21 protein-coding genes are annotated in these 23,971 nt (G+C 36.0%); 19 read left to right on the forward strand and 2 right to left on the reverse strand.

Annotated features, from left to right (window positions below; translation table 11 throughout):
- Positions 1-234: 234 nt before the first annotated feature.
- The 7 genes from EDD72_RS05165 (at position 235) to EDD72_RS05195 (ending at position 9,518) form a co-directional block, all read left to right on the forward strand.
- Positions 235-1,233: an ABC transporter ATP-binding protein gene (locus EDD72_RS05165; protein ID WP_132767956.1), complete on the forward strand. Its 999-nt coding sequence runs from the start codon at positions 235-237 to the stop codon at positions 1,231-1,233.
- Positions 1,233-2,201 carry an ABC transporter ATP-binding protein gene (locus tag EDD72_RS05170; RefSeq protein ID WP_132767959.1) on the forward strand — a complete coding sequence of 323 codons (969 nt, stop codon included), beginning with the start codon at positions 1,233-1,235 and terminating at the stop codon, positions 2,199-2,201. The genes EDD72_RS05165 and EDD72_RS05170 overlap by 1 nt, the downstream gene beginning before the upstream one ends.
- 106 nt (positions 2,202-2,307) lie before the next feature.
- Positions 2,308-3,942: an ABC transporter substrate-binding protein gene (locus EDD72_RS05175; protein ID WP_132767961.1), complete on the forward strand. Its 1,635-nt coding sequence runs from the start codon at positions 2,308-2,310 to the stop codon at positions 3,940-3,942.
- A gap of 76 nt (positions 3,943-4,018) precedes the next feature.
- On the forward strand, positions 4,019-5,023 hold the full coding sequence (locus tag EDD72_RS05180; RefSeq protein WP_132767964.1) for an ABC transporter permease: 1,005 nt from the start codon (positions 4,019-4,021) through the stop codon (positions 5,021-5,023).
- Positions 5,024-5,035: 12 nt separating this feature from the next.
- On the forward strand, positions 5,036-5,932 hold the full coding sequence (locus tag EDD72_RS05185) for an ABC transporter permease (RefSeq protein ID WP_132767966.1): 897 nt from the start codon (positions 5,036-5,038) through the stop codon (positions 5,930-5,932).
- 132 nt (positions 5,933-6,064) lie between these two features.
- Positions 6,065-7,753 (forward strand): arginine--tRNA ligase, encoded by a 1,689-nt coding sequence (gene argS, locus EDD72_RS05190; protein ID WP_132767968.1) that lies wholly within the window; start codon positions 6,065-6,067, stop codon positions 7,751-7,753.
- Positions 7,754-7,913: 160 nt separating this feature from the next.
- A complete protein-coding gene (locus EDD72_RS05195) occupies positions 7,914-9,518 on the forward strand; it encodes an MDR family MFS transporter (RefSeq protein ID WP_132767970.1) in 1,605 nt (534 codons plus the stop codon).
- 163 nt (positions 9,519-9,681) lie between these two features.
- Here EDD72_RS05195 and EDD72_RS12480 read toward each other — a convergent pair whose 3' ends face one another.
- Positions 9,682-9,837, reverse strand: a complete 156-nt coding sequence (locus EDD72_RS12480; protein WP_165894973.1) for a hypothetical protein — start codon at positions 9,835-9,837, stop codon at positions 9,682-9,684.
- Between the two features lie 118 nt (positions 9,838-9,955).
- Between EDD72_RS12480 and EDD72_RS05200 the strand changes: the two genes are divergently transcribed.
- The 12 genes from EDD72_RS05200 (at position 9,956) to EDD72_RS05255 (ending at position 22,797) form a co-directional block, all read left to right on the forward strand.
- On the forward strand, positions 9,956-12,028 hold the full coding sequence (locus EDD72_RS05200; protein WP_132767972.1) for a carbon starvation CstA family protein: 2,073 nt from the start codon (positions 9,956-9,958) through the stop codon (positions 12,026-12,028).
- A gap of 1 nt (position 12,029) precedes the next feature.
- The gene (locus EDD72_RS05205) at positions 12,030-12,233 is read left to right on the forward strand and encodes a YbdD/YjiX family protein (protein WP_132767974.1); all 204 of its coding nucleotides are present in this window, start codon (positions 12,030-12,032) and stop codon (positions 12,231-12,233) included.
- Positions 12,234-12,639: 406 nt separating this feature from the next.
- On the forward strand, positions 12,640-13,941 hold the full coding sequence (locus tag EDD72_RS05210) for an ABC transporter substrate-binding protein (RefSeq protein WP_132767976.1): 1,302 nt from the start codon (positions 12,640-12,642) through the stop codon (positions 13,939-13,941).
- Between the two features lie 110 nt (positions 13,942-14,051).
- On the forward strand, positions 14,052-14,912 hold the full coding sequence (locus EDD72_RS05215; RefSeq protein WP_132767978.1) for a carbohydrate ABC transporter permease: 861 nt from the start codon (positions 14,052-14,054) through the stop codon (positions 14,910-14,912).
- Positions 14,912-15,727: a carbohydrate ABC transporter permease gene (locus EDD72_RS05220; RefSeq protein ID WP_132767980.1), complete on the forward strand. Its 816-nt coding sequence runs from the start codon at positions 14,912-14,914 to the stop codon at positions 15,725-15,727. Before EDD72_RS05215 ends, EDD72_RS05220 begins: the two co-directional genes overlap by 1 nt.
- 107 nt (positions 15,728-15,834) lie before the next feature.
- Positions 15,835-18,204, forward strand: coding sequence for a glycoside hydrolase family 31 protein (locus tag EDD72_RS05225; RefSeq protein ID WP_132767982.1), 2,370 nt, complete (start codon positions 15,835-15,837; stop codon positions 18,202-18,204).
- A gap of 34 nt (positions 18,205-18,238) precedes the next feature.
- Entirely contained in the window at positions 18,239-19,273 is a 1,035-nt protein-coding gene (locus EDD72_RS05230; RefSeq protein WP_132767984.1) for a LacI family DNA-binding transcriptional regulator, read from the forward strand.
- Positions 19,274-19,324: 51 nt separating this feature from the next.
- Positions 19,325-19,744 carry an Hsp20/alpha crystallin family protein gene (locus EDD72_RS05235; RefSeq protein ID WP_132767986.1) on the forward strand — a complete coding sequence of 140 codons (420 nt, stop codon included), beginning with the start codon at positions 19,325-19,327 and terminating at the stop codon, positions 19,742-19,744.
- A gap of 151 nt (positions 19,745-19,895) precedes the next feature.
- Positions 19,896-21,383 carry a sodium-dependent transporter gene (locus EDD72_RS05240; RefSeq protein ID WP_132767988.1) on the forward strand — a complete coding sequence of 496 codons (1,488 nt, stop codon included), beginning with the start codon at positions 19,896-19,898 and terminating at the stop codon, positions 21,381-21,383.
- Complete coding sequence (locus EDD72_RS05245) at positions 21,384-21,503, forward strand: MetS family NSS transporter small subunit (RefSeq protein ID WP_132767991.1); 120 nt, start codon at positions 21,384-21,386, stop codon at positions 21,501-21,503.
- 213 nt (positions 21,504-21,716) lie between these two features.
- Positions 21,717-22,148, forward strand: coding sequence for a hypothetical protein (locus EDD72_RS05250; RefSeq protein WP_132767993.1), 432 nt, complete (start codon positions 21,717-21,719; stop codon positions 22,146-22,148).
- Positions 22,149-22,203: 55 nt separating this feature from the next.
- Positions 22,204-22,797 carry a VanZ family protein gene (locus tag EDD72_RS05255; protein ID WP_165894974.1) on the forward strand — a complete coding sequence of 198 codons (594 nt, stop codon included), beginning with the start codon at positions 22,204-22,206 and terminating at the stop codon, positions 22,795-22,797.
- An 85-nt stretch (positions 22,798-22,882) separates the two neighbouring features.
- Here EDD72_RS05255 and EDD72_RS05260 read toward each other — a convergent pair whose 3' ends face one another.
- A complete protein-coding gene (locus EDD72_RS05260; RefSeq protein ID WP_207893647.1) occupies positions 22,883-23,878 on the reverse strand; it encodes a M23 family metallopeptidase in 996 nt (331 codons plus the stop codon).
- Positions 23,879-23,971 lie beyond the last annotated feature (93 nt).

Raw genomic sequence — 23,971 nt, forward strand, 5'->3', positions numbered from 1 at the left:
CCAAACAGTAGTGCGGTAGCCTGTGCATAGCGTACAAAAATAGGATGCTGATATTATTAGTATTAAAGCTTGATCGAGAAAAACTTGACACAAACAAAAAATTTAATACTTTTCTCTGTTAATGATGTTATGCTATAATGTGTAATACGTATTTTAAATTTTCGTAACATTTATAAATAATTTTAAGTTTGTATTTTAATAAATATTATACACATTTAAAAAGCAGGTGAAAGCGTGTCAGAACAATGTCTCTTGGAAGTAAAACAGCTAAAGACTTATTTTTATACAGAAGATGGAGTATTTTCGGCAGTTAATGATGTATCTTTTGTTCTTAAACCAGGAGAAACCTTAGGGATTGTTGGTGAATCAGGAAGTGGTAAAAGTGTGACTTCGCTTTCAATCATGGGACTTATTCCAAAAGGAAATGGGAAGGTGGAAGGATCGATTACTTATCAAGGGAAAGAAATCATCAATCTACCCGAAAAAGAGATGAGAAAATTACGCGGAAATGAAATCGCGATGATTTTCCAAGAACCAATGACTTCATTAAATCCGGTCTTTACGATTGGTAATCAGATGATAGAATCGATTCGCTTACATACATCCCTTTCAAAAAGGGAGGCAAAAGATAAAGCTATTGAAATGTTAAAACTTGTGGGAATCCCAAGAGCAGAAGAGATCATGAATGAGTATCCACATCAACTTTCAGGTGGTATGCGACAAAGAGTAATGATCGCGATGGCTATGTCTTGTACTCCGTCTATCTTAATTGCAGATGAACCAACAACAGCATTAGATGTTACAATTCAAGCGCAAATCCTAGATTTAATGAGGAAATTAAAACAGGACTATCATACATCGATTTTATTAATCACTCATGATCTTGGCGTTGTTGCGGAGATGTGTGATCGGGTGATTGTTATGTATGCGGGAAAAGTAGTAGAAGAAGCAGATGTTCGGACGATTTTTTATGAACCAAAGCATCCTTATACGAAAGGACTTATTCGATCTACTCCACAATTAAAGGGAAGTAAACAACGGTTATATTCGATCCCGGGAAATGTCCCCAGTATAAAAGAAATGCCCAGTGGGTGTAGCTTTGCTCCTCGCTGTGAGTACGCAACTGAACTTTGCCATCAGAAGGCTCCTGAATTAATTACCGTTGGCCAAAACCATAAATCGAGATGTTGGTTAAATGTAGAGACAGGTTTACTTGCTGAGGAGGGAGCATGATGGCTAAGTCGATTTTAAAAGTAGAGAATCTTAAAACCTATTTTCCTATTCAAACAGGAATTTTCAAAAAAACAACGGGTTATGTGAAAGCCGTAGATGGAGTTTCCTTTGAATTGAATCAAGGAGAAACCTTAGCATTGGTGGGAGAGAGTGGATGTGGCAAATCTACTACTGGACGATCGATATTACGTTTAATAGAACCGACTGAAGGTAGGATTTTCTTTGAAGGAGAAGATTTAGTTTCATTAAGTCAGGAAGAGATGAGGGTGAAAAGAAAGGACTTACAAATGGTATTCCAGGATCCTTTTGCTTCATTAAATCCAAGGCAAACGATACAAAAAATTCTTGAAGAGCCCTTAATTGTACATCGATTAGGAAATGAACAAGAAAGAAAAGAGAAGATTTATGAATTACTAGAAGTTGTTGGCCTTAACAAAGAGCAAGCGAAACGTTATCCCCATCAATTTAGTGGAGGGCAAAGACAGCGAATCGGAATCGCAAGGGCATTATCTGTCAATCCGAAATTAATCATTGCAGATGAACCTGTTTCCGCCTTAGATGTATCGATTCAAGCGCAAATACTAAACTTGATGGAAGATTTACAAGAAGAGTTTTTATTAACTTATATCTTTATATCTCATGATTTAAGTGTGGTTCGTCACATTGCTAATCGAGTAGGGGTTATGTATTTAGGTAGTTTAGTAGAATTGGCTGATAAAGATGAACTTTATGAACACCCTTTGCATCCTTATACGCAAGCATTATTATCTGCCGTACCCGAACCAAATCCTGATCTGAAAAAAGAGAGAATTTTACTTACCGGTGATGTGCCAAGTCCAGCCAATCCTCCCTCAGGTTGTAAATTTCATACAAGATGTAAATATAAAATGGAGATTTGCGAGAAGGAAAAACCTGAATTTGTGGATCTTGGTAATGGACACTTAGTGGCATGTCATTTACATCGATAGATAATGATATAAATGGAAATACGAAAGGAGTGATTCTAACGTTTTTCGTTACATAGATCATTTCTATTTTTTAATCTATAAAAGCGAGATATAAGGGGGTTAAACAATGAAAAAAGGATTATCTCTATTTCTAGCAATCTTGTTTCTATTATCGATTGCACTAACGGGTTGTGGTGGTAGCAAAGAAACGGCAACATCGAATGGAGATCAAGGAAAAAGTAATACCAATGTACAGTCTACTCTCGTCTTTGGTCGTGGGGGAGATTCTGTTTCCTTAGACCCTGCCAATGTGACTGATGGAGAGTCATTGAACGTAACGCAAAATATTTTTGATACTTTAGTTGCGTATAAAGAAGGAAATACGGAAATAGAGCCTGCATTAGCAGAAAAATGGGAAACTTCTGCAGATGGGTTAACTTGGACTTTTCATCTCAGACAAGGAGTTAAATTTCATGATGGTACTGATTTTAATGCCGATGCCGTAGTTTTTAACTTCAATCGCTGGATGGATAAAAAGAACCCTTATCATAAAGGAGATTTTCCTTACTACGGCTATATGTTTGGTGGATATAAAGGAGACAAAGGTCATGTCATTAAAAATGTAGTTGCGAAGGACCCATATACAGTTGAAATCCAATTGAACGTACCTCAAGGCCCATTTTTGAATAACCTTGCCATGCCTGCTTTTGCCATTGCTTCTCCAGAAGCAATTAAAAAGTATGGAGAAAAATTTGGCGAAAATCCTGTGGGTACAGGACCTTTTGTTTTTAAACAATGGATTCGCAATGACAAAATTATCTTAGATAAAAATCCAAACTATTGGTTAAAAGGGTATCCATTACTTAGTCAATTAATCTTTAAATCGATTCCTGATAACCAAGCGCGATTCACTGCTTTACAAAGTGGTGACATCGATATGATGGATGGAGTAAATCCTGATGATGTAACCTTAGCAAAGAAAAATCCTGCTTTACAAGTTTGGTTACGGCCTAGTATGAACGTGGGTTATCTTGCATTTAATACACAAAAGCCGCCATTTAATAATGTAAAAGTTCGTCAAGCGCTGAATATGGCTGTAAATAAACAAGCTTTAATTGATGCTTTTTATAATGGTTTAGCTGAACCTGCAAAAAATCCAATACCTCCATCATTATGGGGATATAATGATGCGATTCAAGACTATTCATACAATATAGAAGAAGCAAAAAAATTACTAACTGAAGCCGGTTATCCAAACGGATTTACCACAGATTTATGGTATATGCCGGTTCCACGTCCATATATTCCCCAAGGTAAGAAAATTGCGGAGGCTATACAAACCGAATTCGAGAAAATTGGAGTGAAAACCAATTTAGTTACGGAGGAATGGGCCACTTATCTGGACAAAACAGGTAAAGGAGAACATACGATGGCATTATTTGGTTGGACCGGTGATAATGGTGACCCAGATAATTTCCTCTATGTGCTATTAGATAAGGATAATGCAAAAGCTCCAGATGCTGGAAATATCTCTTTCTATAAGAATGACAAACTTCATGAAATTTTAATTAAAGCCCAGAGATCTAGTGATCAAAATGAGAGAACCGAACTTTATAAACAGGCACAAGAAATCATTCATAACGACGCACCATGGATTCCTTTAGTTCACTCAACACCACCACTTGTTGGTAAAAAGAATATTGTTGGATTTAACCCACATCCAACAGGAACCGACAAATTCACGAAAGTTCACTTTGAATAAGAGGGCTTAATGGGTAGTGTGTCTACATACTACCCATTTTTCTTAAACAGTCATCATTAGATTGGGGTGGAAAACATTGATTTCTTATACAATTCGACGTTTATTGATGTTAATTCCTGTTTTGATTGGCATGTCTTTACTCGTGTTTTCGATTATCCATCTCATTCCAGGAGATCCAGCGAAAACAATCTTAGGAGAAAAAGCTTCACCCGAGGCACTTCAGAATATGCGGCAGGAACTCGGACTAAATGATCCACTTTATGTTCAATATAAAAATTATATGGTAGGAATATTTCATGGGAATTTAGGAACATCCTTAAAAACAAAGATGCCAATTTCCCAAGAAATAAAACCATATTTAGCCGCTACAATGGAATTAACCTTCTTTGCCATGGCATTTGCTATTTTTATTGGTGTAAATGCGGGGATTATAGCGGCATGGAAACAAAATTCGTGGTTTGATTATATCGCTATGCTTATTGCTCTTCTAGGTGTGTCAATGCCTGTCTTTTGGCTTGGATTGATGGAGCAATGGCTTTTTGCTCAAAAATTGAATTGGTTACCTTCTATTGGGAGAGATGGAATTCTTAACCCAGTGCAACCCATTACCCATTTCTATCTTATTGATACTTTACTCGTTGGGAACATAGAAGGCTTTAAAGAAGTGTTGAAACATTTAATCTTACCAAGTATTGCCTTAGGTACAATTCCAATGGCGATTATTGCAAGAATGACCCGATCCAGTATGTTAGAAGTGATGAATTCTGATTATATCCGTACGGCAAAAGCGAAAGGGGTTCACCAGTTTTTCCTGATTTATAAACATGCGTTAAAAAATGCATCTATCCCAATTTTAACTGTCGTAGGATTGCAAACAGGTCTGTTATTAGGTGGAGCAGTATTAACGGAGACCATTTTTGCATGGCCTGGATTAGGAAAATATCTCTATGATGCAATTGCCATGCGTGATTACCCGGTTATTCAATCAGGCATTTTAGTGATTGCTACGATTTTTGTCTTTGTGAATCTTATCGTCGATTTACTTTATTCTGCCATTGATCCAAGAATTAGATATCGTTAAGGGGGGACATTGATGCAAATCGAAGCTCAAACACCAACAAAGTCTTATCCAGCAAAGCAAAAGAATTCTTCATTATGGTATGAGACATGGCGAAGATTAATCAAACAAAAATCTGCAATCATTGGTGGTACCATTATTCTAATCTTTATCTTTCTGGCAATTTTTGCACCTTTATTTACTTCTTATTCATATAAGGAGTCAGTATTAGCAAACCGTTTCTTACCCCCAATGTCGGAAGGGCATATCTTTGGTACAGATGATTTAGGTAGAGATCTGTTTACGCGAATCATCTATGGCGCGCAAATATCATTAAGAGTAGGTTTCTTATCTGTCATTGGGTCGATCATTATCGGAACAATCCTTGGATTAATCGCAGGGTATTATGGAAAATGGACAGATATGATCATTTCTCGAATATTTGATATTATGTTAGCTTTCCCAAGTATTCTATTGGCAATAGCAATTGTTACGATATTAGGACGTTCATTAACAAATGCCTTGATTGCCATTGCAATTATTAATATCCCTACATATGGTAGATTGGTTCGATCGAAAGTATTAAGTTTAAAGGAAGAAGAATTTATCCTCGCAGCGAAAGCGATCGGAATGAAAAATAGTCGGATTTTATTCCATCATTTGTTACCTAATAGTATGACTCCAATCATTGTGCAGGGAACGTTGGGGATTGCAACAGCGATTATTGAAACAGCTGCATTAGGTTTTTTAGGATTGGGAGCAGTACCACCAACGCCTGAATGGGGAACGATGTTAGCCGATTCGAAGGATTATATTCAATTAGCACCATGGACAGTCATTTTTCCCGGAATCTCGATCATGTTAGTCGTATTAGGTTTTAACCTTCTTGGGGATGGACTGAGAGATGCGCTTGATCCAAAGATGAAAAAGTGAGAAAATGGAGTACCTTACTTGATTTATTGCTATAAGGTTGTATATAATAATCGGGAATATAGGTGAATTTATATAGATAGCCTCTCTTCTCTTTGAGCTGAGAGGTTTTATATTATTGAAAGGTTGGTCATGATGAAACAATATGTGGCTAAAGTTTTAAGTCAACATGTTGACTTAAGTGAAGAAGAAATCCTTAACGTTCTAGAAATCCCACCTAGTCGTGAAATGGGAGATGTAGCTTTTCCTTGTTTCATATTAGCAAAAACATTTCGTAAAGCACCACAAACGATCGCCGACGAATTAGCAAGTAAGTTGGAAGACCCAATGCTTCAAGCAAAGGCGATTGGACCTTATTTAAATTTCCATTTTGATCGATCAAAATACGCAGCCAATCTGATCGAAGAAATACTGGCTAAAAAAGATACATATGGAAAAAGTGATTTAGGAAAAGGAAAAACCGTGGTTGTAGAATATTCTTCTCCTAATATTGCAAAGCCATTTAGTCTACCTCATCTGCGTTCGACGATGATTGGGAATTCTCTTGCTCATATTCATGAAGCACTAGGGTATAAGGTGGTTCGCATTAATCATTTAGGTGATTGGGGAACTCAATTTGGAAAATTGATCGTTGCTTATCATAAATGGGGAAATGAAGAAGTGATTCGCCAAAACCCAATTGAAGAATTGGTCAAAATCTATGTCAAATTCCATGAAGAGGCAGAAACTCACCCTGAATTAGAAGATGAGGCTAGAGTATGGTTTAAAAAGTTAGAAGATGGAGATGAGGAAGCGACGCGCCTATGGAAATGGTTTGTCGATGAGAGTTTAAAAGAATTTGAGAAAATTTATCAACTTCTTGGTGTCCGTTTTGATCATTTCTTAGGTGAGAGCTTCTATTCTGATAAGATGGATCGTGTAGTAGACGAGTTACAAGAAAAAGGTTTGCTTGTCGAAAGTGAAGGAGCGCTAATTGTTGATTTATCTGAAGAGAATATGCCACCTATCATCATTAAAAAGAAAGATGGATCTTCCATCTACGCTACTCGTGACTTAGCAGCAGCTTTGTATCGCAAGGATACGTTTCACTTTGACAAGATGTTCTATGTTGTAGGTAATGAACAATCGCTTCACTTTCAACAAGTATTTACCACATTGAAAAAAATGGGTTATACTTGGGCAAATCATTTGGTTCATGTACCTTTTGGACTGATGTTATTTGAAAATAAAAAGATGTCCACTCGTAAAGGGACAATTGTTCTACTAGAAGAAGTGTTACAAAAGAGTATTGAAATGGCGGATCAAATTATTGCTGAGAAAAATCCTGATTTACCGAATCGTCAAGATACAGCAAAAGCAGTCGGTGTGGGCGCTGTCATATTTAATGATCTGAAACATAACAGGATGAATGAAGTTAACTTCTCTTGGGAAGAGGCTCTGAATTTTGAAGGGGAAACAGGGCCCTATGTACAATATACGAATGCAAGAACACAAAGTCTTTTACGAAAATCTGATTTTACGGAGCAAGATTTATTGAATATTGCAGGTGAATTTTTGCAAGGCGAAGCTGCTTGGGATTTAGTTTTGCTTTTAAGTCAATATCCAGATATTCTAATCAAAGCTGCCAATCGTGCTGAGCCATCAATTGTTGCACGATACTTGTTAGACGTAAGTGCTCAATTTAATCGTTTTTACCATCAGGAAAGAATTATCACAGAAAATAAAGAAGAGCAAAAAGCTAAAGTTGGTTTAGCGATGGCCACTTCCTACGTATTGCAACATGGTTTATCCATATTGGGACTAAAGGCACCGGAACAAATTTAAGGTTGAGGGGGTTTCTCCTCAACCTTTTGTGTTTATTGGAGGCTAAACTTGGATACTTTGGTCTTTTTTTATGCTTGCATTTTTTTATCAGATCTCATAAAATACTTAAGTACGTTAAATATTAGGATGGTAAATCATTGTCCAATAAAGGAGGATGTATATGGAACATCTGGAGAATAGAAAGAAAATTACCATCATGTTGACGATCCTCGTAGCGATGTTATTTTCATCGCTAAGTCAAACCATAGTGGATACCGCTTTACCTCGTATTGTTGCTGATTTAGGAGGCATGGATTATTATACATGGATTTATACCATTTATATGTTATCGACGAGTATCATGGTTATTTTAGTTGGAAAGTTATCCGATATTTATGGAAGAAAAGTCTTTTTATTATCTGGAATTGCAGTATTTATGTTGGGAGCTTTTTTATCAGGCACATCAACGTCCATGATTCAGTTAATTATTTACCGAGGAATTCAAGGTCTAGGTGGCGGTACGATCATGTCTGCATCTATGACCACGGTTGCCGATCTATTTTCTCCAGCTGAAAGAGGAAAGTGGCAAGGTGTAATGGGAGGAGTTTTTGGATTATCTAGTGTCATTGGGCCTACGCTAGGGGGATATGTTGTTGACCATTGGGCATGGCATTGGATCTTTTGGATTTTCCTACCACTTGGTCTTGTCGCACTAGTATTTATTTACATTCTTTATCCAAAACACGAAAAACACGGCGAAAAAGAGAAAGTAGATTATCTTGGTGCATTATTTTTGGTCATTACACTGATTCCATTATTGTTAGGATTTACTTGGGCAGGTACGAAATATGATTGGGGTTCTACACAAATATTCTCCTTGTTTTCGATAGCAACTGTTGGATTAATTTTATTTCTATTTGCGGAAAGTAAAGTAGCAAACCCAATCTTACCACTGCAGTTATTTAAGAATAGCATTTTTAGTATTTCGAATTTAATGGGCTTTCTAATTGGAATGGGAATGTTTGGTTCTATTATGTTTATCCCATTATTTGTTCAAGGTGTAATTGGTTCGTCAGCAACACAATCTGGTGTCGTATTAATGCCGATGACACTTAGCCTAGTTGTGGCAAGTGCGATTAGTGGTCAAATCACTTCGCGAACAGGTAAATATAAATATCTAGCAGTTATCGGTACAACGATTGTCGCATTTGGAATGTATTTATTATCTAGGATGGATATCCACACTACAAATTCCACGGTTACTTTAAATATGATCGTATTAGGTTCAGGTATGGGTATCGTTATGCCATTATTCGTTTTAACGGTTCAAAATGCTGTCGATAAGAAATTACTTGGTGTAGCGACATCCGCTGTTCAATTGTTTAGACAAATTGGGGGAACCGTTGGTGTTTCCGTTATGGGAACAATAATGAATCATAGTATGAACAATCATCTTGCGAAAGAAATCACCTCTGAGGCAAAATCGGTATTATCCAAAATGGGATTCGATCATATTAATAACCCGCAAGTTCTATTTGATCCAAAACAGGTTGAACAAATAAAGGCAATGATCCCTCCACAGGCAAAACAAATATTTGATCAAGTGCTCGTGGCCATACGGGATTCCTTAGCAGTAGGAATTAAAGATGTGTTCTTTTACGGGTTTTTACTGATGGCTGCAAATATTGTGATCGTCTTTTTCTTAAAAGAAATTCCATTAAGAAAGAGTACGAAAGAAAATGAACAACATCCTTCACTGGATTCTGAACGTCTAGAACTGAATTAGGTAAAAGCCATGATGTATCAGTTGAGCATATTTTAATCGAAATGAAAAGACGGGAACTTTAGTATTCAAGTTTCCCGTCTTTTTTCAATGTATTAGAAAGTATAAGATTTTGGAAGTAATAGCTCCTAACAAAATATGAAATGGCTTGTATACAAACCTATTTTTATCCGCGTAATTTGTTTTCAGTATCTGTGTCCGGTTGATCAATTTGATCTTCTTTTTTTAATGTAAACATGGATCCAAGGGATACGATTGGTGCCATTAAAATATCCCATCTTGTTCCTTGATGTTTTTCTTCATTTTTGGGATGTTGTTCCATTATCTTCACCTCATTTTTACAATTCCCTTTTTTTAAAAAAAATAACGAGGTTAATTTTGTATAAAATGACTATTATTAGGGAAAACAAAAAACTGAATTTCATATAAGAGGTGATTAGATGAAAAAGACATTTCGTTTGCTGATTTGGGCGATTGTAATTGCTTTAGCCACTTATTCTCTTGTGGTAATTGCAATCAATCGCAAAGAGCATATTAATGCATTATGGATATTGACGGCTGCCCTTGGTTCTTACTTTATCGCGTATCGTTTCTACGCAAGATTTCTTGCGTATAAAGTATTCGGCTTAGATAATAGAAGGGCAACAGCTGCTGAAGTACATAATGATGGAAAGGATTTTGTACCGACTAATAAATATGTGCTTTATGGTCATCATTTTGCCGCCATTGCAGGAGCAGGCCCACTTGTTGGACCAACCTTAGCAGCGCAGATGGGTTACTTGCCAGGTGCACTTTGGATTATCGCTGGGGTTATTATTGCTGGTGCAGTTCAGGATTTTATTGTTTTATTCATTTCTATGAGACGTGATGGCAAATCATTAGGGGAAATAGCCAAGGAAGAGATTGGTCCATTTGGAGGTTTTATTGCGCTCATTGGTGTTCTGTCTATTATGATCATTCTAATTGCCGTACTGGCGCTTGTTGTCGTCAATGCCCTAAAAGGAAGTCCTTGGGGCACCTTTACGATTGCTATGACGATTCCTATTGGACTTTTGTTAGGTTTTTATATGAGATATATTCGGCCTGGAAAAGTAATGGAGGCATCGATAATCGGGTTTGCTTTGCTGATAATCAGTCTTTGGGGCGGTAAATATGTTGCGGTTTCTCCCTTTTGGGGTCCAATCTTTACGTTAGATGGTACCTCTCTTGCCATTTGGACCATCATCTATGGTTTTATTGCATCAGTCCTTCCAGTATGGATGTTGCTTGCTCCAAGAGATTATTTGAGTACGTTTTTAAAGATTGGTACGATTTCCGCATTAGCAATTGGGATCTTTCTTGTTTTACCAGATATTCAAATGCCAGCATTTACGAAGTTCATTAATGGAACAGGACCTGTTTTTTCCGGAAACTTATTCCCGTTCTTATTTATTACAATAGCCTGTGGTGCTGTTTCTGGTTTTCACGCTTTGATCTCCTCGGGAACAACGCCAAAACTCATTGCAAAAGAAAAACAAGCGCAATTTATTGCTTTTGGTGGGATGCTAACAGAATCGTTTGTTGCTATCATGGCATTAATTGCGGCAACCATTTTAACACCAGGCGTTTATTTTGCGATCAATAGCCCACCGGCAGTGATTGGCACTGAATTTAATCAAGCCGCACAAACTATTACTTCATGGGGATTCCCTGTGACAGGAGAAGAATTAAGTATGCTTTCCAAAGATGTGGATGAGGAAACGATTCTTTCGCGGACAGGAGGAGCTCCCTCATTAGCGGTAGGAATGGCACACATCTTTACACGGTTAATTGGTGGAAAAGAATTAATGGCTTTTTGGTACCATTTTGCCATTCTATTTGAAGCTGTTTTCATACTGACGACAGTGGATGCAGGGACAAGGGTTGCGCGTTTTATGCTTCAAGATCTTTTGTCCCATATATATAAACCATTAGGAAGAACAGATAATACCTTTGCTTCAGTGTTTAGTAGTGCAATTATTGTGGGAGTATGGGGATACTTCTTATATACAGGTGTAACTGATCCATTAGGCGGAATTAATACCCTATGGCCATTATTTGGTATATCCAACCAAATGCTTGCAGCCATTGCTCTCACTGTAGGTACAACAGTATTGTTTAAAATGGGGAAATCACGCTATACATGGACGACAATTGTACCATTGAGCTGGCTCATCGTCGTTACAATGAGCGCTGGATGGCAAAAGATCTTCTCTGATAATCCAAAAGTTGGATTTTTAGCTCATGCGAATTTTATTCGTGGTTTTTTGGAGAAGGGACAATTGGCACCTGGAGTAAAGAATGTTAATGCGATGAATCAGATTATTTTTAATGATCGTCTTGATGCTGCAATAACTGGGCTATTTATGATCATGGTTATTGCCATCTTAGCAGATGCGATTCGCGTATGGTATGGAGTGCTATCAAAAACTAAAGAGTATCCATTACGGGAAAGTGAATATATTCCTTCAAAATTAGGTGAAGAAGGGGTATAAGATGAACTTACGTTTTCCAGTTCATATAAAATGGAAGAAGATGGTTAGTGCATTTCATACCATTGTAGGTGGTCCGAATTATGCTGCCTATTTAGAACATTTTAAGAACCACCATCCAGACGAGGTTCCATTGACAGAAAAAGAATTTTATGAGCAGCGACTAAAGGATCGTTATGAAGGTGGTAAAATTAATCGATGTTGCTAAAAAAGTAAAAAAACCCACTTCTTATTAACAAGGAGTGGGATTTTTTTTGCTAGATAAACCACTTTATACTCACTGAATTTTCCTAATAAATATAAATAAAGGAAACCTACACCAGCGGAGTGAGTGCCTTTGAACTAGAGTCCATCACCAAGGGAAACTACGAGAATTTTGTGTATACAACCATTCTATTCCTTTTTTCATTATAAATTTATTTTACTTAAATTATGCAAACGTTTGTCTTATTAAATAAGTTTATTGACAATATAAGATAGTTGAGAGAAAAGTATAAATTGTGTAAAAAAAGATTGCTATATAAAAAAATGGGCGATATAATGAAAATGAAAGCGCAAACGTTTTCATTATAAAATGATTTGAAACTAAAAAAATATAGGGGGGGAATCATAAAATGAAAACGAAAAAATTCCTTTTAACAATGCTTTCTCTTTTTCTGTTGCTAAGCACTGTATTGTTTGGGTGTTCTTCATCCAGTACTTCAGAAAGTAAAGGCTCAGAAAAACAAGTTACTCTTGATATTTTCCAGTTCAAGGTAGAATTTAAAGATCAATTTGAACAAGTGGCGAAACAGTACGAAAACCAAAATCCAGGAGTCAAAATTAATATTACGACAGTTGGTGGCGGTGAAGACTACGGTGTAGCACTTAAATCTAAGTTTGCGTCAGGTGAAGAACCAGCGATTTTTAACGTAGGCGGACCACAAGATGTTGCTGATTGGGAAGCCAAGCTAGCTGACTTATCTGATACAAAAGCTGCAGCACAAGCACTTGAAGGTACACTCGATGGTGTTAAGAAAAACGGTCAAATTTTAGGTTTACCATATAATCAAGAAGGTTATGGACTAATCTATAACAAGAAAATATTTGCAAAAGCAGGTATTAATCCTGAAAACATTAAAACATATTCCGACTTAGAAAATGCAGTGAAAAAGCTAGAAGCTAACAAATCGTCTTTAGGTATTGACGCTGTATTTGCTTTCCCGGCAAAAGAAACATGGGTAACTGGACTACATTTATCTAACGTATTTTTGGCTCCTGAATTCAATTCCAATGTTGTTAATGCATTTAATGCAAAGACAGTTGAATTCAAATATGGAAATGCAATGAAAAAATTAGTTGATCTTCAAAATAAGTATTCTGTTCAACCAACAGTAAGTTTAGACTACTCAAAACAAGTTGAAGAGTTATTCTCAACTGGTAAAGTAGCAATGATTCAACAAGGTAACTGGGTATATAATTCAATAGCAGATATTGATCCTGAATTAGCTGAAAAAAATATTGGTCTTTTACCAATACCGGTTGAAGGATTTAAAGAAGATTCGATTCCAGTTGGCGTACCAATGTATTGGGCAGTAAATAAAAATAAAGATCAAAAAGTAGTAGCAGAAGCAAAGAAATTCTTAGATTGGTTATATACTTCTGATGAAGGTAAAGATATTGTCTTAAACAAGTTTAAATTTATTCCAGCATACAAAGGCTATGATTCATCAAAAATTTCAGATCCACTTTCAAAAGAAATTTATAACTATGCACAAAATGGAAAAACAATTGGTTGGGTATTTATGGGTTATCCAACAGGTTGGGGTATGGATAAATTAGGTGTGAACATTCAAAAATATGTAAGTAACAAAATGACTTGGGATCAATTAATTGCAGATTCCAAAAAAGCTTGGGAAGAAGCAAGAAATAAGTAATATCGGTTTTAGCAAATGGAAACAAGGCAACATTTTTAGTTGCTTTGTTTCCTTCTATTTCTACGTAGTGCAACTTGATTCATAGGACACTAATTTTGGAGGGTTATTAAATGCGAAAACAATCTTTATGGTACTGGTTATTTTTATTTCCAGTCCTTATCGCGTTAACAGTTGTTGTGATAATCCCATTTATTTTTGGACTATATTATTCTTTTACCAATTGGAACGGAATTCAAAGTACTGAATTTGTAGGTTTTAAACATTATATAAAACTTTTTCAAGATGGGGAATTCTTGCATTCCATTTGGTTTACAACGAAATTTGCGATCGCATCTGTTTTCTTTATTAACTTTTTTGGTCTTATATTAGCATTAATTGTGACGCAAAAATTAAAGACAAGTAAAATTATGCGTACGATTTTTTTTATGCCTAACTTAATCGGAGGGTTAATCTTAGGATTTATTTGGCAATTTATTTTTATTAAAGTATTTGCTGGTATTGGAGACTTACTTCATGTTGAAGGCTTTAGAGGTTGGTTATCAACGACAGAAACAGGCTTCTGGGGACTTGTTATTTTGATGAGCTGGCAAATGGCTGGGTATATTATGGTGATTTATATTGCTTATTTAGAAAACATTCCACAAGAATTATTAGAAGCTGCTGAAATAGATGGAGCAAATAGTTTCCAACGTTTTCGACATATTACGTTCCCACTTGTAGCTCCTGCATTTACCGTAAGTATGTTTTTGACACTATCAAATTCATTTAAATTGTATGATCAAAACTTATCTTTAACAGGAGGCGGCCCGTACGACTCTACTCAAATGGTTGCAATGAATATTTTTAAAACAGCGTTTTCGGAAAATCAAATGGCATATGCACAATCAAAAGCAGTTATATTTTTCTTAATTGTTACAGTGATCTCCTTAACTCAAGTATACTTTAACAAAAAAAGAGAGGTGGAGATGTAATGGGAAAAGTGCGAAAGTATGTTATTGAAATCATTGGAATTATTTTAGCCCTTATTTGGTTAGCACCGTTTTATTTAATGGTAGTAAACTCTTTTAAAACAAAACGAGAGATTTTTGTCGATACATTACGATTACCAGAAAAATTTACATTTAAGAATTATACTGAAGCATTTGAACGCTTAGATTTTATTCAAACCTTTTTCAATTCCTTATTGATTACAGTTATTAGCGTAGGCATTATTATCGTATTTTCATCAATGGCAGCTTATGCACTTTCTCGACGTAAAAGAAAAATTAGTTCTCTGATCTTCTTTATTTTCGTTGGAGCAATGCTCATTCCCTTCCAATCTGTAATGATTCCATTAGTGTATATCTTCGGGAAAATGAATATGTTAAATAGAATCGGATTAATCTTTATGTATTTAGGATTTGGATCTAGTCTATCTATATTCCTTTATCACGGAACACTAAATGGCATTCCGAAAGCGTTAGATGAAGCAGCAACGATTGATGGAGCAAATCGATTCCAAGTATTTTGGTATGTTATATTCCCAATGCTTAAACCGATAACGGTCACAGTTGCTATCTTAAATACAATTTGGATATGGAATGATTACTTATTACCTTCTCTCGTTATTAATAAAGAAGGGATACAAACGATCCCATTGAAGATGTTCTTCTTCTTCGGAGAATATACGAAACAATGGCACTTAGCCTTAGCTGGTTTAACGATTGCAATCATTCCAGTTATTATTAGCTATTTCTTTGCCCAAAAACAAATTATTAAAGGCATTTCCGAAGGTGCAGTTAAATAGATTCAGTATTTAGTAGCTGTGTTATCTTTGTTGTTCCTAGTCATTGTGCTTCTTGAGAGAAAACGGGGACAACGAAAAGGTGCTTAATAACTTAAGGAGGATATTTCATGCTAGAAGATACAAGTTTTGCGATTCATCCAGGAAAAGAAAAGATCATTGAAAATACCGATTATCGAGATATTGGCAATCTAGTACAAAAGCATTTTGAACATGGTGTGTTAACAGCTCATTCTGAAACAGGAGAGTTAAAGGTTCTTTTTTATCGTGATGATATTGTAAGGTTTGTGATGAATCCATTTGGCCAAGCAAGTTTAAAAAGCAGTCCTGCTTTAATTAAAGAACCTGAATCAGTCGATGTTACATTCACAGAAACTAACTCTTTGATCGTGTTAGAGTCAAAACTTCTAAAAGTAGAAATCAACAAAGAACCATTAAGAGTGACCATTTTCGATCAAGAAGGTAGGCTCATTGTCCGTGAAGGAAAAAAAGGAATGGGTTATAAACCTTCAAAAGAAGTGATCTGTTACAAAGAGATGGGGGAAAAGGATCATTTCTATGGGTTTGGTGAAAAGACCGGTTTCTTAGACAAACGTGGCGAAAAAATGACCATGTGGAATTCCGATGTTTATGCTCCCCATAACCCAGAAACGGATGCCTTATATCAATCGATCCCTTTCTTTATTACATTAAGAGATGGGAAAGCCCATGGCATATTTTTCGATAATACATTTAAGTCTACTTTTGATTTGAGAACGGAAGAAGAGTACTATTCCTTTATGGCAGAAGGGGGACAAATCGATTATTATCTTTTTGCAGGTCCTTCTATGAAAGAGGTGTTAGAACAATATACGACGTTAACAGGGCGAATTCCAATACCACCAAAATGGGCCATTGGTTATCATCAATCCCGTTATAGTTATGAAACAGAGCAAGAAGTAAGGGAAATCGCCAACACCTTCTTAGAAAAAGGGATTCCTCTTGATGTGATTTACTTGGATATTCATTACATGGATGGTTATCGGGTCTTTACCTTTGATCAAAACCGTTTTCCCAATCCCAAACAACTGGTCAAAGACTTGAAAGAAAAAGGAATTCGCGTCGTACCCATCGTCGACCCTGGTGTTAAAGAAGACCCTGAATATGATGTGTATCAAGAAGGAGTTAAGGGAGATCACTTCTGTAAATATATTGAAGGGAATATTTACTTTGGTGATGTATGGCCTGGAAACAGTGCATTTCCCGATTTCACAAGTGAGAAAGTGCGAAAGTGGTGGGGTGAGAAGCATAAATTTTATAGCGATTTAGGCATTGATGGGATCTGGAATGATATGAACGAGCCAGCGGTTTTCAATGAAACGAAAACCATGGATGTCAAAGTGATGCATGAAAATGATGGAGATCCGAAAACCCACCGGGAACTTCACAATCTTTATGGCCTGTTGATGGGGAATGCAACGTATAACGGAATGAAGCAACATCTACAAGGAAAAAGACCGTTCCTGCTTACTCGTTCTGGTTTTTCAGGTGTACAACGATATGCAGCAGTCTGGACTGGAGATAATCGCAGTTTCTGGGAGCATTTACAAATGTCTTTGCCCATGGTGATGAACCTTGGTTTATCGGGAATACCTTTTGCAGGTTCAGATGTAGGTGGATTTGCTCATGATAGCAATGGGGAATTATTAGCTCGCTGGACTCAGGTAGGGGCATTTACACCTTATTTTCGTAACCATAGTGCGTTAGGATTTGCAAGACAAGAACCGTGGTCATTTGGTGAGAAGTATGAAAAAGTAATTAAAAAATATATTCAATTACGTTATAAATGGCTTCCTCAGCTTTATACCTTGTTTGCGGAAGCACATCGAACAGGAACACCAATTATGCGTCCTCTTGTGATGGAATATCCGAACGATGCAAATACGTACAATCTGTCAGACCAATTTATGATCGGGGATAATGTAGTCATAGCACCGATTGTACACCCATTTGTTACTCATCGGGTTGTTTATCTACCAGCGGGACGTTGGGTTGATTATTGGACAGGTAAAATTCTAGAAGGGAATCAACACCACCTCATTCAAGCAGAACTTGATGTGTTACCCATTTATGTAAAAGAAGGTACGATGATCGCACTAGGGGCTGTTAAACAAAACACCAATGAAAAAGATGAGACACTAACCCTGCATTTATATAAGAGTGAATTATCGACTTATCAATTTACACTTTATGATGATGATGGCTTAAGCTTTGACTATGAAAAAGGAAACTATTTGCGCAAAATAATAAAAGTTACTTGCCAAGAAAAAGAAGTTCACCTAGAAATTAAAGATGAAGGGAACTTTAAACCCGACTGGAGAACCCTTGAACTCATCGTTCATCATGGAGAATCGGATATCAATGTTTATGTAAATGGCAAACGACTTTCAGACATTAAGTCCAATACTGATTTACCAACGTATGTGATCGAGCAAAATTAATCGTTTCAATTTGCTTATGGAAGGGGTGATTGAATTGTCAGTAACCATTAAAGATGTAGCAAAACTTGCTAATGTTGCACCGTCAACCGTTTCTAGAGTCATAGCAGATAGTCCCCGCATTAGTCAAAAAACAAAAGAACGAGTAAGAGAGGCGATGAAACAACTTGGCTATCACCCCAATTTAATCGCTAGAAGCCTTGCTAGTCAATCAACGCAAGCGATTGGTTTAGTTATGCCCAGTTCGACGGATACTTTTTTCCAGAACCCATTTTTCCCAAGTGTTCTCCGTGGAATTAGTGAAGGGGCTCACCAAAAACATTATGCTTTATATATGGTAACGGGGAAAACAGAGCAAGAAATATTTCATGATATTGTACAAATGGTGCAAGGTAGCAGAGTAGATGGGGCAATCCTATTATATTCAAAAATTGAAGATAAAATAGTAGATTATTTAAAGGAAAATCAATTTCCATTCGTTGTGATTGGTAAACCGCATAAAGATACAGAGGAGATTACTCATGTAGACAATGATAATGTAAGAGCGGCAAAAGATGGGACAAAGTATTTGCTATCTTTAGGTCATGAGAGAATAGGTTTTGTCGGTGGAAATCCTCATTTAGTAGTAACCATTGAGCGGATGCAAGGATACAAAAAAGCGCTTGAAGAGGCAGGATTAGTGGTCAGACAAGAATATATTATCCATGGGCAATTTTTAATTGAAGGAGGACAAGTAGCTGTTGAAGAGTTAATGTCGTTAAAAGAACCTCCTACTGCTTTATTAGTGGCAGATGATCTCATGTCATTAGGAGTGATCAACAAACTAAATACCATGGGGATTGAAGTACCCAATGATATTTCCATTGTGAGTTTCAATAATGTACTTTTAGCCCAAGTCTCAAACCCACCTCTGACATCGATTGATATCAATATTTTTGATTTAGGATTTGAAGCGGCAAAAAATCTTATTTTAAAAATTGAAAATCCCAAAGAACCAGTTAAACGAATTATTATTCCTCATGAGTTGGTAATTCGAGACTCTTGTGCACCTTTTAAATCAAACGATGCATAAAAATGGATTCTATTCCTCATAATAAAAATAAAAAACAATGGAGGAATAGGTATGTTTGATTTAATTCCTTTTCGTCGAGGAACAAATGATATTTTTACCTACTTTAATGAGTTAGAAAAAAATTTTTTAGATAATTTTAATTTTACTTTCCCAAATTTTAGAACAGATATCGTTGACAAAGGGGACCATTTTGTCTTAGAAGCAGAACTACCCGGCTTTAGAAAAGAAGATATCAATATTGAAGTGGATAATAATCGTTTAACTATTCATGCGAAACATGAGGCTAGAGTTGAAGATAATAAAGAGAATTATATTCGAAAAGAAAGACGCTTTGGTTCATTCACGAGAAGCTTTGATGTATCTAATATTAAAACGGATGAGATTAAAGCGGAATATAACAATGGTGTATTAATCCTTGATTTACCCAAAAAAGATCCAAATCAGTTTCATAGAAGAATCAATATACAATAAAAAAATGGCCTTGAAGTTTAAGGCCATTTTTTTTAGAAATAAAAAATAGAAATCTCCTTCTTCCCTTTATTGTTGAAATGCGTTAATATAAATGTTATACAAAACTCATACAAATCATAATATTTAAAACAACAACAAAGGGGGAAAAAGTATGGGTAAACGTGAGGAATGGGGGAGTCGTGCTGGTTTTCTTCTCGCAGCAATTGGCTCTGCAGTTGGATTAGGCAATATCTGGAGATTTCCCTACGTAGCCTATGAAAATGGTGGGGGTGCCTTTTTAATTCCATATTTTTTTGCATTATTAACTGCGGGTATTCCCATTTTAATCTTAGAGTTTGGAGTAGGGCATAAATTCAAAGGTTCTGCTCCTTTATCATTTCGTAGAATCTCAAGGAATGCTGAATGGCTAGGTTGGTGGCAGGTATTCATCTCATTCATTATTATGATGTATTATGTTGTCATTATTGCATGGAGTGCCAACTATATTTGGTTCTCCGTTGGATTGAAATGGGGCAAGGATACAAACGCATTCTTATTTTCTGAATATTTACACATATCTAAAGGCGTATGGAATTTTGGTGGAATTCAGTGGCCGATCTTCTTTACATTACTTGGTGTATGGGCGGTTATTTTCTTTATCCTATTCCGTGGTGTAAAAGCAGGAATCGAAAAAGCATCTAAATTTTTAATGCCATTATTAGCAGTGATTATGATTCTTTTTACCATTCGTGGGGTGACATTGCCTGGAGCTGTAAAGGGATTAAATGTGTTATTAACGCCTGATTTCAGCAAAATCTTTGATGCCAATACATGGGTGGCAGCCTATGGACAAATATTTTATAGCTTAAGTGTTGCATTTGCCATTATGATTACTTATTCTAGTTATCTACCCGAAAAAGCAGAGATTAATAATAGCGCATTTATTACTGGATTTGCGAATAGCGGATTTGAATTTTTAGCGGCACTGGGTGTCTTTGGTGTAATTGGCTTCATGTCACAATCGACAGGGATTCCGATAGATAAGGTAGCAGGGCAAGGTGTTGGACTCGCTTTTGTCGTATTCCCACAAATCATTAACCAACTTCCTGCCATGAATAGTTTGATTGGGGTACTATTCTTTACAGCATTGTTTATCGCCGGATTAACCTCTGCCATTTCCATATTAGAAGTCGTGATTGCAGCCATTATGGACAAGTTTATGTTAAGTAGAAAACAAGCTGTGATTTATTCATCATTGGTTGGGTTTTTGGGTAGTGTGATTTATACTTCCGGTGGAGGATTATACTACCTAGATATTGTTGACCATTTCATTAATGCTTTTGGAATTGTTTTATCTGGTATTACTGAAGTCATCCTATTAGGTTGGTTCTTTAATTTAACTACCATTCGTGAGCATAATAACTTACTTTCGGATTATCGCATTGGTAGTTGGTGGGAAATTATGATTCGCTTTGTCACTCCAATCATTTTAGGAATCATGACAGTGATTAATTTCTATAATGAGTTTACGAAACTATTTGGCGGTGGAGATTATCCATTAAATAGCCTCATTGTCTTTGGTTGGGGCGTTGCCTTAGCAGCTATCACTTTTGCGGTTATTGTTAAAACGATCCCTGGTTATCAGAAGGAGGGTATCTAAATGAACACAAGTGCAATCATCATGTTTATCTTTGGTGCCTCTCTTCTATGGGGAGGACTAGCCGTAACTCTAACAATTGCCATGAGGAAATCAAAGGCAAAGGCATCGGCGAATCAATGATTATTTTGGTCGGGAAAAATGGAAAATTTATAAAAAAAATAGCATGAGTTGAAAAGAACATGCTTCTTTTTTCGCTTAATTCGGGCTTATAAAAGTAATTCTAAGAAAACTATTAATATTTAGAAATTAGTAGATTAGATTCATTTACATATTTCGGAGTTATTGTTAAAATAATGTTAACATCGCGATGCATAAATTTTTGGGAGGGGTTAAATGAAACATAAGTTGTTTAGCACAACAGTTATTTTATTATTATCAGTCGTAATGGCTTTACCAGTACTTGCTAATACCTCGTACTGGAGTTTAACCTTGGATTATAGAATCGTTGATGGTGATAAAAATAGTGTATACCATGATTTGACATCGGGAACTATGACTATTAGCGGTAATATTTATCCTTATAGTTTAGACGGAGGGCATAATCCAAGTCCAGCACCAGTAACATTTTCTGTATATAAATCTGTATTTGGATTTGATCCTTTTGCCGGTTCGACAACAGTTACTCCCTATAGTACTTTAAACTCATCTAAATATTTTAATGCAAACTTAGGATCTGAAACTGCAGGCAAGTATTATTTACAAGTTTATAAAGTAGAAGATGATGGATGGAATGAGAAGGGTTCAGGTACATTAGTAACTAAGTAAAATATAGATAGCCTTCTAAGAGGCTATCTATATTACTGCAAAGAGGTGAATTATATTGCTTGATTTTGACAGTTTAACCATTTTAATTGGAATAATTATACTAGTTTTAATAAATCTATTTTTGCGATATAAAAAGAAGAAAAGTGTTCTTTATTTAACCTTCTATTCTATTTTCTTTATCTATATACTTTATGTTATAAAATATACTATTTTTCCTATACCTATTCAAGGCCCATGGATTGAGGAAATGAAGCGCATGCCCTTCTTCTCTAATTTGAATACTATACCTTTTAACTTTAAAACATTTTATCAAGAACAAATAATATTAAATATTATATTGACAATCCCTTTTGGCTTTGGTATTTCTTACATTTTCAAAACTAGTTGGAAAAGAATTTTCTATATTGGGGTATTACTGGGTGCAACAATAGAGTTATTACAATTTTTGATTTCATTATTAGTTGGTTTTCTCTACAGAACTATTGATATTAACGATATAATACTTAATTTTCTGGGTGTAATTATTGGGTACATTATTTTTAAAATTTTCTCTCAGGTATTCTTATTTTCTGTAGGGAAATATAAAATTAAGTTAAGTCCTTTTTTAGAGTACATCTATATTATATCTAAAGGAGATTTTCCTAATTAATGTTACATTCCGACAATGGTCGTCCTGTGAAAGCCGTAACATGTCAGGTATTACTGGAAAACGACGGTTTTGTAAAGAGTTTTTTTTATCTCTTCGCTTTCATTTTTCGTTCCCAAGCTCTTAGATAAGGAGTAGGGTCAAATGCCCACTCGGTTCTGCCGTTAAACTTGTACATGCCAAAATGTAAATGGGGAGGGAATTTTCCTTGGGTTCCTTTGGGTCCGTATCCTGAACTTCCAACATAGCCAATGACATCTCCCGGTTTTACGAGGTCTCCTTCTTTCAATCCCTTTTTAAAACCTGTTAAATGAGCGTAATAATAGTAAATATTATTGGCATCACGAATACCCACACGCCAACCTCCATATTTGTTCCATCCTAGTATTTCAACATAACCATAGGCTACACTTCTTACGGGTGTTCCATAGGAAGCAAAGATATCTGTTCCTTCATGCATCCTAAGGCCACCCCATCCGCGGCGATCACCCCATGTGCTACGATAGGAGTAATTATTCCATTTTGGTATAGGGAAAACTCGATCTGTTACGTCTAAGGTATTGAAATGTCGATAAATCTTGGCAATTTCTAAAATAATCTTTGCGGTCTGTTCACTATGGTAATATTGGGTTAACCATAGTTTTAAATGTTCTTCTGTAGTGCCATAGCCAGATAACAAGCTTAAATAACTAATCAGTACATCCATATCGTCGTCTCGGTTTGCTTTTCCATCACCATTTCCATCTACACCTATTCCATGAAAAAAGCGAATCGTACCTGGGTTATGGTCATCTGGATTCGGGTTGATAAATCCTGCCCATTGATTTTTAGTGAAGAAAATGGAAATTATGCCTTTTTTAATCGGTAAGTCTTGACGCTGTGGCTGGATATTTTTTTCAAATTGGTTGATGGCTGCTATATAATACCATGGGATTTGATAAAGATTTTCCATTTTTTTAAATAGACGCATACGTTCTTGATTTTGATTTGTTATTTTTTCTTTCGCATCGATTGGTGTAACAGACAGTAGTAGACTCAGAAGAATAATCATTAGGAATAGTTTTGTGTGAAACCATTTACCCATCCTTCATCTCTCCAAAATATTGATCATTGTCTTTTGTTCCTTATGGTAGTTTAAGAAAATGTTCTCTTTTCTATGTGTGGTGGAAAATGGTAA

It is taken from the genome of Tepidibacillus fermentans, from assembly GCF_004342885.1.
In the GTDB taxonomy this organism is placed as follows: domain Bacteria; phylum Bacillota; class Bacilli; order Tepidibacillales; family Tepidibacillaceae; genus Tepidibacillus; species Tepidibacillus fermentans.

Coding starts and splice junctions, on each gene's coding strand:
- EDD72_RS05170 (WP_132767959.1), top strand. CDS start 1,233: ATGGCTAAGTCGATTTTAAAAGTAGAGAATCTTAAAACCTATTTTCCT.
- EDD72_RS05175 (WP_132767961.1), top strand. CDS start 2,308: ATGAAAAAAGGATTATCTCTATTTCTAGCAATCTTGTTTCTATTATCG.
- EDD72_RS05185 (WP_132767966.1), top strand. CDS start 5,036: ATGCAAATCGAAGCTCAAACACCAACAAAGTCTTATCCAGCAAAGCAA.
- argS (WP_132767968.1), top strand. CDS start 6,065: ATGAAACAATATGTGGCTAAAGTTTTAAGTCAACATGTTGACTTAAGT.
- EDD72_RS05195 (WP_132767970.1), top strand. CDS start 7,914: ATGGAACATCTGGAGAATAGAAAGAAAATTACCATCATGTTGACGATC.
- EDD72_RS12480 (WP_165894973.1), bottom strand. CDS start 9,837: ATGGAACAACATCCCAAAAATGAAGAAAAACATCAAGGAACAAGATGG.
- EDD72_RS05200 (WP_132767972.1), top strand. CDS start 9,956: ATGAAAAAGACATTTCGTTTGCTGATTTGGGCGATTGTAATTGCTTTA.
- EDD72_RS05205 (WP_132767974.1), top strand. CDS start 12,030: ATGAACTTACGTTTTCCAGTTCATATAAAATGGAAGAAGATGGTTAGT.
- EDD72_RS05210 (WP_132767976.1), top strand. CDS start 12,640: ATGAAAACGAAAAAATTCCTTTTAACAATGCTTTCTCTTTTTCTGTTG.
- EDD72_RS05215 (WP_132767978.1), top strand. CDS start 14,052: ATGCGAAAACAATCTTTATGGTACTGGTTATTTTTATTTCCAGTCCTT.
- EDD72_RS05220 (WP_132767980.1), top strand. CDS start 14,912: ATGGGAAAAGTGCGAAAGTATGTTATTGAAATCATTGGAATTATTTTA.
- EDD72_RS05225 (WP_132767982.1), top strand. CDS start 15,835: ATGCTAGAAGATACAAGTTTTGCGATTCATCCAGGAAAAGAAAAGATC.
- EDD72_RS05235 (WP_132767986.1), top strand. CDS start 19,325: ATGTTTGATTTAATTCCTTTTCGTCGAGGAACAAATGATATTTTTACC.
- EDD72_RS05240 (WP_132767988.1), top strand. CDS start 19,896: ATGGGTAAACGTGAGGAATGGGGGAGTCGTGCTGGTTTTCTTCTCGCA.
- EDD72_RS05245 (WP_132767991.1), top strand. CDS start 21,384: ATGAACACAAGTGCAATCATCATGTTTATCTTTGGTGCCTCTCTTCTA.
- EDD72_RS05250 (WP_132767993.1), top strand. CDS start 21,717: ATGAAACATAAGTTGTTTAGCACAACAGTTATTTTATTATTATCAGTC.
- EDD72_RS05260 (WP_207893647.1), bottom strand. CDS start 23,878: ATGGGTAAATGGTTTCACACAAAACTATTCCTAATGATTATTCTTCTG.